This is a genomic window from Pseudomonas sp. RIT-PI-o, from assembly GCF_001297215.1.
Lineage (GTDB): Bacteria > Pseudomonadota > Gammaproteobacteria > Pseudomonadales > Pseudomonadaceae > Aquipseudomonas > Aquipseudomonas moraviensis_A.
Genome location: NZ_LHPA01000023.1, coordinates 141,237 through 153,018, shown reverse-complemented (window position 1 = coordinate 153,018; position 11,782 = coordinate 141,237). Strand labels below are relative to the sequence as shown.

The 11,782-nt window shown below is 58.8% G+C and carries 11 protein-coding genes and 1 tRNA gene; 5 read left to right on the top strand and 7 right to left on the bottom strand.

The genetic code is table 11. From position 1 onward, the window contains the following. The first annotated feature begins 274 nt into the window (after positions 1-274). The 3 genes from AEQ63_RS14645 to AEQ63_RS14635 all read left to right on the top strand — a co-directional run bounded on the left by AEQ63_RS14645 (position 275) and on the right by AEQ63_RS14635 (position 2,525). Positions 275-1,363, top strand: a complete 1,089-nt coding sequence (locus AEQ63_RS14645; RefSeq protein ID WP_039762072.1) for an asparaginase — start codon at positions 275-277, stop codon at positions 1,361-1,363. 198 nt (positions 1,364-1,561) lie between these two features. Beyond that, the gene (locus AEQ63_RS14640; protein WP_016774035.1) at positions 1,562-1,831 is read left to right on the top strand and encodes a DUF1654 domain-containing protein; all 270 of its coding nucleotides are present in this window, start codon (positions 1,562-1,564) and stop codon (positions 1,829-1,831) included. Positions 1,832-1,835: 4 nt separating this feature from the next. Beyond that, entirely contained in the window at positions 1,836-2,525 is a 690-nt protein-coding gene (locus AEQ63_RS14635) for an endonuclease (RefSeq protein ID WP_016774034.1), read from the top strand. 86 nt (positions 2,526-2,611) lie between these two features. Here the strand turns inward: AEQ63_RS14635 and AEQ63_RS14630 are convergent, their stop codons facing one another. Next, on the bottom strand, positions 2,612-2,977 hold the full coding sequence (locus AEQ63_RS14630) for an SPOR domain-containing protein (protein WP_064363933.1): 366 nt from the start codon (positions 2,975-2,977) through the stop codon (positions 2,612-2,614). A 250-nt stretch (positions 2,978-3,227) separates the two neighbouring features. Between AEQ63_RS14630 and csrA the strand changes: the two genes are divergently transcribed. Further along, positions 3,228-3,422, top strand: coding sequence for a carbon storage regulator CsrA (gene csrA, locus AEQ63_RS14625; RefSeq protein WP_003179932.1), 195 nt, complete (start codon positions 3,228-3,230; stop codon positions 3,420-3,422). 219 nt (positions 3,423-3,641) lie between these two features. Here the strand turns inward: csrA and AEQ63_RS14620 are convergent, their stop codons facing one another. Both AEQ63_RS14620 and AEQ63_RS14615 read right to left on the bottom strand, forming a co-directional pair. Further along, a complete protein-coding gene (locus AEQ63_RS14620; RefSeq protein WP_064363932.1) occupies positions 3,642-4,097 on the bottom strand; it encodes a DUF2214 family protein in 456 nt (151 codons plus the stop codon). A gap of 465 nt (positions 4,098-4,562) precedes the next feature. Beyond that, positions 4,563-4,639: transfer RNA gene (locus tag AEQ63_RS14615), tRNA-Val, on the bottom strand. A gap of 183 nt (positions 4,640-4,822) precedes the next feature. Here AEQ63_RS14615 and AEQ63_RS14610 point away from each other — a divergent pair. After that, complete coding sequence (locus tag AEQ63_RS14610; protein WP_064363931.1) at positions 4,823-6,106, top strand: NAD(P)/FAD-dependent oxidoreductase; 1,284 nt, start codon at positions 4,823-4,825, stop codon at positions 6,104-6,106. Positions 6,107-6,149: 43 nt separating this feature from the next. Here the strand turns inward: AEQ63_RS14610 and AEQ63_RS14605 are convergent, their stop codons facing one another. Genes AEQ63_RS14605 through AEQ63_RS14590 form a run of 4 tightly spaced genes read right to left on the bottom strand, consistent with a single transcriptional unit; the run spans position 6,150 to position 11,724 of the window. After that, a complete protein-coding gene (locus tag AEQ63_RS14605; protein ID WP_064363930.1) occupies positions 6,150-7,121 on the bottom strand; it encodes an XdhC family protein in 972 nt (323 codons plus the stop codon). A 1-nt stretch (position 7,122) separates the two neighbouring features. After that, positions 7,123-8,358 carry a c-type cytochrome gene (locus AEQ63_RS14600; protein WP_064363929.1) on the bottom strand — a complete coding sequence of 412 codons (1,236 nt, stop codon included), beginning with the start codon at positions 8,356-8,358 and terminating at the stop codon, positions 7,123-7,125. A gap of 2 nt (positions 8,359-8,360) precedes the next feature. Continuing rightward, on the bottom strand, positions 8,361-8,900 hold the full coding sequence (locus tag AEQ63_RS14595; protein WP_064363928.1) for a (2Fe-2S)-binding protein: 540 nt from the start codon (positions 8,898-8,900) through the stop codon (positions 8,361-8,363). Then, complete coding sequence (locus AEQ63_RS14590) at positions 8,893-11,724, bottom strand: xanthine dehydrogenase family protein molybdopterin-binding subunit (RefSeq protein WP_064363927.1); 2,832 nt, start codon at positions 11,722-11,724, stop codon at positions 8,893-8,895. The genes AEQ63_RS14595 and AEQ63_RS14590 overlap by 8 nt, the downstream gene beginning before the upstream one ends. Between the last annotated feature and the right edge of the window lie 58 nt (positions 11,725-11,782).

The following is an 11,782-nucleotide window of genomic DNA, read 5'->3' as shown; positions in this document are numbered from 1 at the left end:
GGGTATTTGCTATTCAGCAGGCGTTAAGCGATTGCCTATCGGTGAGCCGAACACGAATCCGTCCGTCGTTCGGAATCCCGGATGGAACAGTCCGCAAGAACATTCCGTCTCTCGACAAATATTGATTTAAATCATCGGGTTAAACATTTTCCGCGGGCACATTACCCATGGTATGAATCCTGCTCCCCTCCCTGCACCCCAAGCATTCAGATCGGCTTGGGGCGCATCTAGATGAACCTGCATCAGCACCGTCTCACGACTAGAGAGAAAAATAATGAAATCTGCTTTCAATACCTTGGTTCCGGGCGCATTGGCCCTACTGCTGCTCCTGCCCACTGCCCTTCAGGCAAAAGAAGTCGAAACCCAGACCAAACTGGCCAACGTCGTTGTCCTCGCTACGGGCGGCACGATCGCCGGCGCCGGCGCGAGCGCCGCAAACAGCGCCACCTATCAGGCAGCGAAAGTCGGTATCGAACAACTGATCGCCGGCATTCCCGAGTTGAGCAAACTGGCTAACGTGCGTGGCGAACAAGTCATGCAGATCGCATCGGAAAGCATCACCAACGACAACCTGCTGCAATTGGGCCGTCGCGTTTCCGAACTGGCGGACAGCAAGGACGTCGACGGCATCGTCATTACCCACGGCACCGACACCCTGGAAGAAACCGCGTACTTCCTGAACCTCGTCGAGAAGACCGACAAGCCAATCATCGTCGTCGGCTCGATGCGTCCTGGCACCGCGATGTCGGCAGACGGCATGCTCAACCTGTACAACGCTGTAGCCGTGGCGAGCAGCAAGGAAGCGCACGGCAAAGGCGTGCTGGTCACCATGAACGACGAGATCCAGTCCGGTCGCGACGTCAGCAAGATGATCAACATCAAGACCGAAGCATTCAAAAGTGCCTGGGGCCCGCTGGGCATGGTCGTCGAAGGAAAATCCTACTGGTTCCGCCTGCCGGCCAAGCGTCACACCATGGATTCGGAATTCGATATCAAGAACATCAAGAGCCTGCCTGACGTCGAAATCGCCTACTCCTACGGCAACGTCAGCGATACCGCCTACAAGGCACTCGCCCAATCCGGTGCCAAAGCGATCATCCACGCCGGCACGGGCAACGGTTCGGTATCCTCTCGCGTGGTCCCTTCCCTGCAAGCCTTGCGCAAGGATGGCGTGCAGATCATTCGTTCGTCCCATGTCAATGCCGGCGGTTTTGTCCTGCGAAACGCCGAACAGCCTGACGACAAATATGACTGGGTTGTCGCTCACGACCTGAACCCGCAAAAAGCCCGCATCCTGGCGATGGTCGCACTGACCAAGACCAACGACAGCAAAGAACTGCAGCGGATGTTCTGGGAATATTGATTGACCTTCGCCTGATCAGCTCTCGATCAGGCAATTGCTCACCACCTGCCGGACTTGGCGGGTGGTGGCTCCCTCACACGCTTCAAGCATTCTTCCCACAAAAAACTCGACGAGCCTTACACCAAAATCGGAAACCTGCTGTCAGAGGATTTTCTTGAATTTTAAGCAGTTGCGAAATCGCTTACAGTTAAATACTGTATGCACGTACAGCTTAATAAGGATAACCTCGTGGCCACCTCTCCTGCTGCTCCTGACGCCTACGAACGCATGGGTATGCGCGTTCAGAAAATCATCAATTCCCCTACCGCACAAAAAGCCAAAGCCGCACTGATTTTCCGTTTGCCGGATGAGCCGATGGATGACTGGGAGCGTTTGCTTGAGGAAATCGACGAGAACGACAACGTTACCCTCGCCTATCGCGATGACGGTGGCGTGCAGATTTTTTGGGTTGTGCCGAAGGAAGATTGATTCAATGAGTGTCCGCTGTGTTGCTTTGCTGTTGTTATTTTTTGCCGTGGGCGCCCAGGCTGGCGCCCCACGCACCTTTTCGGAAGCCAAGAAAGCGGCGTGGAAACTATACGCACCGCAGTCCACGGAGTTTTACTGCGGCTGCAAGTACACCGGCAACAAGGTCGATCTGAAAGCTTGCGGTTACGTGCCGCGCAAGAACGCCAAGCGTGCATCGAGAATCGAATGGGAGCACATCGTGCCAGCCTGGCAGATCGGTCACCAGCGACAATGCTGGCAACAAGGCGGACGCAAGAATTGCACACGCTACGACCCGGTTTATCAAAAGGCCGAAGCTGATTTACACAATCTGGTGCCGAGCATTGGAGAGGTAAACGGTGACCGCAGCAACTTCAGCTACGGCTGGTTGCCGGTACAGTCCGGCCAGTACGGATCCTGCCTGACCCAGGTCGATTTCAAGGCAAAGAAGGTCATGCCCCGCCCTTCGATTCGCGGCATGATCGCCCGCACCTATTTTTATATGAGCAAACAATACGGACTGCGATTGTCGAAGCAGGATCGGCAGTTGTACGAGGCGTGGGACAAGACTTACCCGGTGCAGGACTGGGAGCGTCAGCGCAACCAGAGCGTGGCGTGCGTAATGGGACGCGGCAATGAATTTGTCGGCTCGGTAAATCTGAAAGCCTGCGGCTGATCGCAGCGCGAACAAAAAAGGCCTCGAGCGTTATGCTCGAGGCCTTTTTCATGTCCGGCGTTTTACCTGGGTTGAAAGCGCTTCGCTTATGGCGTGAGCGGATGCTCAATCACCACCGATTCAATATTTTGTTTCTTGGCTTTTACCAACGCTGCATCCACCTGCACCTTGCGCGCCTCGGCCTCGGCCTGAGAGTTGAACGGACCGATCAGAATTCGTGTTTTACCGCTGCCATCCTTGACGACCGTCGGAACGAAAGCGTGCTCGATCAACCAGCCGCTCAGGTCACTGACGGCCTGAGGCGTTTCGCCACGCACTTCCAGATCCCACTGTGGCGCGGCAGCCGCCGACGCAGTTGCAACCTTCGTCTCGGGCTTCGGCGCATCTACATTTTTGCCTTCACCGCAGCCTGCCAATGCCAGTGCCGCTACCAGCCAAACCAATTTGCGCACAACGCTGTCCTCGGAATTCGTAAAGCGGCGATCTTATCATTCATAAATACTTCGCGAGCCCCGCAAAATGGGCACAAAACAACGAGAATGATGATTGCAGCCTCTGTATAGTTACGCCCTGGGAATTAATGCCGCATCTGCGCGTCAGAAAGAGGCACCCAAACCGTGAGACTTCGCACTAATCTATAGATACCACCGACCTCTGCACTGTCTGAATCAGGTGCCCTACAAAGCAATCAAGGAGAAGACCATGCTGATACTCACCCGCAAAGTCGGTGAAAGCATAAACATTGGTGATGACATCACGATCACCATCCTCGGAGTCAGCGGCCAACAGGTTCGCATCGGCATCAACGCTCCGAAAAACGTGGCAGTGCACCGTGAAGAAATTTACCAACGCATCCAGGCTGGCCTGACCGCTCCGGACAAGCCGCAAACGCCCTGAGCCACACTGCATCACGTAGCCAGTCCCTTTGCCGCCGCGCAAGACTGGCTAAAGATTCACGCGCCGTTTAGCCATCCGCATTTCCCCCCGCTGGGCACGGCGCCTGAAGCATGCTGACTGTCTTGATTTGCCCCCTCTAACGCCCTTGCGCCGATATTACCTTTCACTCCTGAAGCTGGCTGTCGGACGTTTCCGATACAGAGCGGAGAATTTCGCCCTCTAAGCGAATATCACCCCACGAGCCATGCCTGTGGCCGCGACCATCATCAAAACCAGAAGCAGCGCTTCAACGTGACTGATTCGCGCGTACAACCTCGCCCGTCCGGTATCAAGCGCTGCACCGCGCGAGGATGCGATGCGCCATTTGATCAGGGTGATCATCGGTGCAAGCTCCATGAGAAGGATCAGCACAAACAGCGTCATCTTTAGATGAAACAGTGGCTGATGCAGGTAATAGTCAGAGCCCTTCTCGTAACCGCCAAACGCACGCATCCCGCCCGTGACCAGCAGTGTCAAAGCCGCAAGTCCCCACAGGTTATCCGCGAGCAGAACCCGCGTGACGTGTTCATTACCCGCTGCGAGCTGGCTGAACGCTCTGCCGCGCGTCAGCACCGCCCAGACAGCCAGGGCAAACGCGAATAGATGAACAGCCGCAAGAACCCACTGACTCAGCATCGACGCACTCCCTTACAAAGAGTTGAATATCGGCCAGTCAGTAGTAGACGAAAAAGCGGGGCCTCGCCTGGAGGTCAGGGAGGGACAGGAGCCAAATGCCAAATCGCAGGCAAAAAAAATCCCAAGCAGCTGATGGAAGCTTGGGATTTAAAAATGCATAAACCGTGGTGGTGAACGCGGGATGGATGTTACTTAAATTCACAATCACCAACAAGGTTTTTTCGATAGCCGGTTGCAGGAAAAAAGCTGTAAGCCTTTAAATATGCAGGCGTTTTTCCACGACGGATCGGAAGCGGAGCGCACCAGAATGGCGCTTGATCGTTTTGCGGAAACACTAATGAGTGCAGAACTGAACAAAGCGGGGCGAAAATTACCAGGAAGAAGCGTTACGCAAATCCCAGACAACAAAAAAGGGCCCACCTTTCGGTGAGCCCTTCCAGACCGCCCAGCAGAGCGGATTTTGTTTGGTAGGCGCGATTGGACTCGAACCAACGACCCCCACCATGTCAAGGTGGTGCTCTAACCAACTGAGCTACGTGCCTGCTGTGAGGCGGCATTCTACGGAATTTCGGAGGGGTGTCAACACCTTTTTTTCACCTAACCCTATGAATATGCAAAATATTTAATTTCAGCTTAGCAACGAAGACTTTCCGGTGGCTGGCGGAGGTTTTTCAACTCGGGTAGGATCGACGCACTCGTAAAATATATTAAACAGAGGCGGCAGGATGGCGAACACCCAATACCCAGAGTCTTATTACGCCGCGTCGGCCACTGCCGTACCGCCACGTCCTATGCTGCAGGATGATGTGGAGACGGACGTCTGTGTGATCGGTGCCGGGTATACCGGGCTGTCTTCCGCCTTGTTCCTGCTGGAGAACGGTTTTCGCGTAACCGTACTGGAAGCCGCCAAGGTTGGTTTCGGTGCCTCGGGGCGCAATGGTGGGCAGATCGTCAACAGCTACAGCCGCGACATTGATGTCATCGAGCGCAGCGTCGGCCCCAGGCAAGCGCAACTGCTCGGTGAAATGGCCTTTGAAGGCGGCCGGATCATTCGCGAGCGCGTGGCGAAATACAACATCCAGTGCGACCTGAAGGACGGCGGTGTGTTCGCCGCCCTCTCCGCCAAACAGATGGGTCACCTTGAATCGCAGAAACGCCTGTGGGAACGCTTCGGACACACGCAGCTGGAGTTGATGGACCAACGCCGCATCCGCGAAGTCGTCGGTTGCGATCAATACGTTGGTGGCATGCTCGATATGAGTGGCGGCCACATCCATCCGCTGAATCTGGCGCTCGGTGAAGCGGCGGCGGTCGAGTCTCTCGGCGGCACCATCTACGAGCAATCTCCCGCCGTGCGCATCGAGCGCGGCGCCAATCCGGTCGTGCATACGCCGCAAGGCAAGGTCAGGGCCAGGTTCATCATCGTTGCCGGCAATGCCTACCTCGGTAATCTGGTGCCGGAACTGGCGGCCAAATCAATGCCGTGTGGCACTCAGGTGATCACCACCGAGCCTTTGGGCGATGAGCTGGCGAAGGCGCTTTTGCCGCAGGATTACTGCGTGGAGGACTGCAACTATCTCCTCGACTACTATCGCCTGACCGCCGACAAGCGCTTGATCTTCGGCGGCGGCGTGGTTTATGGCGCTCGCGATCCGGCGAACATCGAGGCGATCATTCGCCCGAAGATGCTCAAGGCTTTCCCTCAACTCAAGAACGTCAAGATCGATTACGCCTGGACCGGCAACTTCCTGCTGACCCTGTCCCGCCTGCCGCAGGTCGGACGCTTGGGCGACAACATCTATTACTCGCAGGGTTGCAGCGGTCACGGTGTCACCTACACGCACTTAGCGGGCAAGGTCCTCGCCGAAGCGTTGCGCGGTCAGGCCGAGCGTTTCGATGCCTTTGCCGACCTGCCGCACTACCCTTTCCCCGGCGGGCAACTGCTGCGCACACCGTTTGCCGCGCTGGGCGCGTGGTACTACGGGCTGCGCGATAAATTCGGGATGTAAAAAAGGGCCGCGTAGTGCGGCCCTTTTCATTTACACACGGAACTCAGAGCTGATCCCGAGCAATTCCGCTGCGAATCCTCAGGATATCCGCGAGCACCGCCAAAGCGATTTCCGCCGGCGTCTTGCTGCCGAGGTTCAGGCCGATCGGCGCGTGAATCCGCGCCAGCTCCACCTCCCCCAGACCGCCAATGCGGCGTAAGCGCTCGAAGCGTTTCTGCGATGTTTGCAGAGACCCCATTACACCGATGTAGAACGCCTCGGTGCGCACCGCTTCCATCATCGCCAGATCGTCGATACGCGGATCGTGGGTCAGCGCCACCACCGCGGTGTCGCGATGACAGCCACCGTCGGCAATGAACACCGAAGGCAACTGCCGACGGATCTCCACGCCATTGAGCACCACACCTTCAAGCACTTCATCGCGCGGATCGCAGAGAATCACTTCGAAGCCGAGCCCTACCGCGAACTCGGCACAGGCCTGCGCCACACTGGAATAGCCAGCGAGCAACAAGCGCTGTGCTGCGCCGATACGAATGCGCACCCGGTCGATCTCACGCTCGATCCGCGCGCCCTGCTTACGGTCAGCAAACAGAGTACGTGCACCGCTGGTCAGATCGACTTCGCGAAGCAGACGACACTGCCCCAGCAGTGCCGATTCCAGTTCACGCAGATGCGCCTGCACCTCGCAGTCGGCGTCAAGTTTCTCTACCAACACATCGAGAATGCCACCACAAGGCAGGCTGAGCCGCGATCGTGGATCGTTGCCTTCGCCGTAGCGCACGACGCTGACCGCCTCGAGAAACGCACCTTCGGCGACGCGGTCAAGGAAATCCTCCTCGACGCAACCGCCCGACAGCGAGCCGATCCACTGCCCGCCGTCGTTCACCGCCAGCAGCGAACCCGGCGCGCGCGGTGCCGAGCCGTAAGTGCTCAGTACCGTGCACAGCCAGATTCGCTGCCCGGCCACCGACCATTCCAGCGCCCGGCGCACCACTTGCAGATCGAGATGCTGCATATCAGTGGGCCTTGTGCTCGACGCTTGGCGCGTCGGCTTGCAGCTTCTGCACTTCACTTACTGCCAGCTCAGCGCTCTGTCCGCCCCAGCCTTGACGCAGGTAGTTGAGCAGATCGGTCAATTGCTCAGGACTGAGCTTGTCGGCGAAACCCGGCATCGGCTGCATGTGCTCGAACCCGGAGAACTTCTGTTCGCCAATGCCATCTTCGATCACTCGCAACAGGTTGCGCGGATCGTCCAGACGCAACGTGGTGTTGCCGCGCATGGCCACTGCGATGTGCGGCTTGCCTTCACCGCCAGCGGCGTGACAACCGGCGCAGACGTTGAGGTATTCCTGACGGCCGCGCTGGGCACTCAGGCTGAGCTTGTCCAGCGGTACTTCGACGAGCTCTTTGGCTGCCGGCGGTTGTTCGCCAAGCAGGAACGTCGCCATTGCCGCCAGATCAGCATCGCTCAAACCCTGAGTGCTGTTGTGAAACACCGGGAACATTTCGTTGAACATCGTTCCTTGCGCGCTCATGCCGTGCTTGAGAAACGTGCTCAGATCCTGCTGATTCCAGCCGCGCGCGGCCAGGTCAGTGGCCAACAGGCTCGGCGCCAGATAACCATTGAGGATGCCTCCGGTCATGCGCTTGTCCATTTGCATCGCGCCGGGCAGGCCGCGTGGCGTGTGACATTCACCGCAATGTCCGAGGACGTCGACCATATATTGGCCGCGCTTCCACGCCTCATTCTTGCCTACGGCGGGCTCAAGCTTGACGTCTTTGCCATAGAGCATGTTCCAGCCGGTCAGGCCCAGACGCACGTTGAACGGAAAGCTCAGGCTGGTTACCGGTGCTGCGCGTTCGATCGGCGCGATGGTTTTCAGATACGCGTGAATCGCATCGGAATCGGCGCGCGGCATCAGGTGGTACGAGGTGTACGGCATCGCTGGATAGAGATTGGCACCGTCGCGACGCTTGCCTTCGGTCAACGCGGCGAAGAACTCGTCATCGCTGTACAGACCGATGCCATGCTCTTTGCTCGGGGTGATGTTGGTGCCGTAGATCGTGCCGAATGGCGAAACGATCGGCAGGCCGCCGGCATAGGGCGCGCCACCCGGTGCGGTGTGGCACGCCATGCAATCGGCGGCGCGGGCGAGGTATTCGCCGCGCTTGACCTGATCGTCGGCGTGGGCAAAAAACGCTGGTGCAGCGACGCCAACCGCTAGGGCCAAGCGGGTCAGTAAACGCTTCATGCTCAACCCTCCTTGACCAGGCCGAGATCGCTCAGCACGTTGCGCGTGGCGTTGTAATAACGCACGTACCCGGTGCAGCGGCAGACGTGGTGGCCAAGACTGTCCTCGATCACCTGTTCAAGCTGACTTTTGACGATCGGCTGACGTTGCAGCTTCTCGACCAGCACGGTCGCGGCATTGACGAAGCCCGGCGCGCAGTAGCTGCACTGGAAGGCGAACTCGTCGACGAAGCGCTGCTGGATCGGGTTCAGCTCATTGACCTGGCCCTGCTCGTCGCGTTTGGCGTGGCCTTCGATCGTACGGACTTTCTTGCCCTCGAAGTAATGCGCACCGGTGATGCAGGTGCGCACTTCTTCGCTGGTGCCGTCGGGGTTATCGACGATCACCACGCAGGCGTGGCAGATGCCCTGGCCGCAGCCCAGACGCGAGCCGGTGAGGTTTTTGTATTCGTGCAGGTAGTCGATCATCGGCAGGTCATCAGGGATGTCCACCGGACCGACGGATTGACCATTGAGGGTCAGTTGAAGCGGACGGTTAGCCATTGAGGGCCTCCTTGATGCGCGCAGCGGTGATAGGCAGGTCACGAACACGTTTACCGATGGCATGCGCCACGGCGTTACCGATGGCACCGACGATCGGGATCATCACCACTTCGGCGATGCCTTTGGACGGATCGCTCGGCGACAGCGGCGGCAGGATCTCCGCGGTCTGCTTCCACACCGCAACGTGACGTGCCATCGGCAGACGGTATCGGTTGAAGTTCCAGTCACCCTCCCCCGGACCGCCTTCATACAACGGCATCTCTTCCATCAGCGCATGACCAATACCCATGGCGATGCCACCTTCGAGCTGGCCCTTGACCAATTCTTCCACCAGCACGCGGCCGCACTCGATCCACGAATGGTGATTGAGCACTTCGACTTCCGCCGAGCCTTTGTTGACCTTCAGCTCGACCAGAGTGGCGACCGGGCTGTAATAGGTCACGGCGGCGTTGTTCAACTGCACCACCGGGTAATTGACGTTCTGCCGATCGAGCAGGTGGAAGCCAGCGCTGTTCATCTGCGCCTTCTTCGCTTGCGGCGCGCCATCGCCGTACTTCACCGCCAGACCGTCGAGCGGCAGGCGCTCGCGCACGCCGTCGATGCTGTACTCGGCCTCGGCCCAGCTCCAGCGGTTGAAACCATGCACCGTGGCGCCCGTCACCAGACCACGTTCGTGGGCGCGCTTGGCCAGTTCCTCGAAGCTCAGCGGCTGCATGCCGTTGGCGGTCAGCTTGCCGTCGACCCAATGCGCATCTTCCCGGCGCACTACGTAAGGGTTGGCCTGGCCGCCGTACGGACCCTGGCGCCAGATCTCCAGTGCCGCCGGCCATAAACCGTGGTTGAACAGCACGCGCGCCGCTTCCCGGGTTGCATGGCTGAAGTAATAGGCGGAGTTGGTCGCCGACGACGCTGAGGCCAGCTTGCCGACCCAGCGCGGGTTGCGCAGCAGATTGTCCTGCTCGGCCTGGCTCATGATGTACGGGTTGCCGCTGGTGATCAGCTGCATCTCCTGCCATTCGGTTTCGCCGGTCTTCACATCGTGCGCCGGGCTGCCGAGGAAATCGGCGACGACCAAGGCTTGCGAAGTGGACATGCCGGTGCCGATTTCGATACCGATGTGGCGCAGGGTGATGCGCCCGTCCGCGGTGAATTCGATGCTGGCCATCGGCGCTTCGGAGCCGGTGCCGAAGTCTTTCTGGCAGATGGCGAAACCGACGCCGTACCAGTTATCCGGGTCTGCCGCTTCACGTTGCTGCTTGATCGTGTCGCGGTTTTTCCAGACCTCGTGCACCGAGGCCTTGTCGAGAATTTCGTGCAGACGCAACGCACCGGCCGGAATCGCACCCTGGGTGTTTTTCATGCCGGAACGCAACGCATTCTTGCGGCGCAAATCGATCGCGTCGACACCCAGACGATTGGCGATCTCGTCGACCATCATTTCGGTCGCCGCCATGCTTTGCAGGGTGCCGTAACCACGCATCGAACCTGCCTCTACCGCCCGCGAGTGATACGCGGTGACTTGCAGATCGTTCTGCGGCATGTAGTAGATCGACTGCGCTGCGGTGGCGCCCACTGCTGCCACAGATGGGCTGTAGTTGACCCGGCCACCGCCGTCGACGCTCATCTCGGCGCGGAAAATCTTGAAGGTGTAGTCGTTCTTGTCCACGGCCAACTGGTAGCGGATGTCGAACGGGTGACGCTTGATGCCGCTCTGGAACTGCTCGTAGCGGTCGTTGGCCAGACGCACCGGCACACCGCCGCCGTAAAGCGCGGCCAAGGCTGCGTAGTAGACAAAAATGTTGTGGTCTTTGGAGCCATAGCCAACGGTATAGCCTGGGTGCATGTTCAGATTGGCCAGGCCAAACCGCGACGGCCCGATCATCTTCGCGGTCTCGGTCGCAACTTCCAGCGGGCACTGCGTCGCCACGACGAAATGCAGGGTTTTGGTTTTCGGGTCGTACCAGCCGTTGCCGTTATCCGGCTCGAGTGCGGCCGGTTCGATCGACGGCGTTTTGTAGCGCTCATCGAACACCAGCCAGTTGTCTGGCGGCGTGTCGATCTCCTGCTTCATGCGGTCGGCGTAGAACAGCCCGCGCTCGGTGAGGTTGCCGTGCAGGTTCGGCGAGGCATTCCACACCGGACGGCGGTTCTTCAGCATCGGGAACAGGATCGAATCCTTCAGGCTGGCGAATTCGTCTTCGTCCGCCGAGGTCGCACCGCCGACGCGCACGTAGCGGAAGCTGCCGTAGGGATCGCCTTCGTAGAACGGCACTTTGGCGCCGTAACGAATCGCTTTGTCATTGAATTTCAGTTGGTTCTTGGCCTGACGAAAACGCTCGAAATCGTTCCAGATCAGGATGGCCACCGGGTGACCGATGAACATCGGCACTTTGCCTTCGGGAAGCAATGGATCGGGAGCGTGCTCTTCGGGGAAGACGATGCCGTCCTTGTCCAGATCGGCAGCGGTGACGATGCGATCCGGCTGCAGCTCGGCGCCGAGCCACGACAGGTCGTAGCCTGCATAGATGCGGTCGGCCTTGATGGTTTTCAGCAGCATCGCGTGGCCCTGTTGCTCAGGCCAGCCGGGCATGTCCTTGGCACGGATGTCACGGGCGAAGACTTTGCTGCCGCAGACCTTGGACAGGGCGTCGTTGCGTTGCCGCGCCTTGCCATTGTTGCCGAGCCATTTCTCGGACGGCACGGTGACGCTGTTTTCCATCAAGGCAGCCAGCGCCTGACTGCTGAGCGGCGTAAGCGTAACGCTCACACCCGCCACCAGCCCGCCCTGGAGGAACGAGCGCCGGGATATTTCACGGTTGGACATGGATCATCCTCTGGGCGGTTATAGGTCCGCCCTTGTGGTTATCTACTGGGGATCTCGA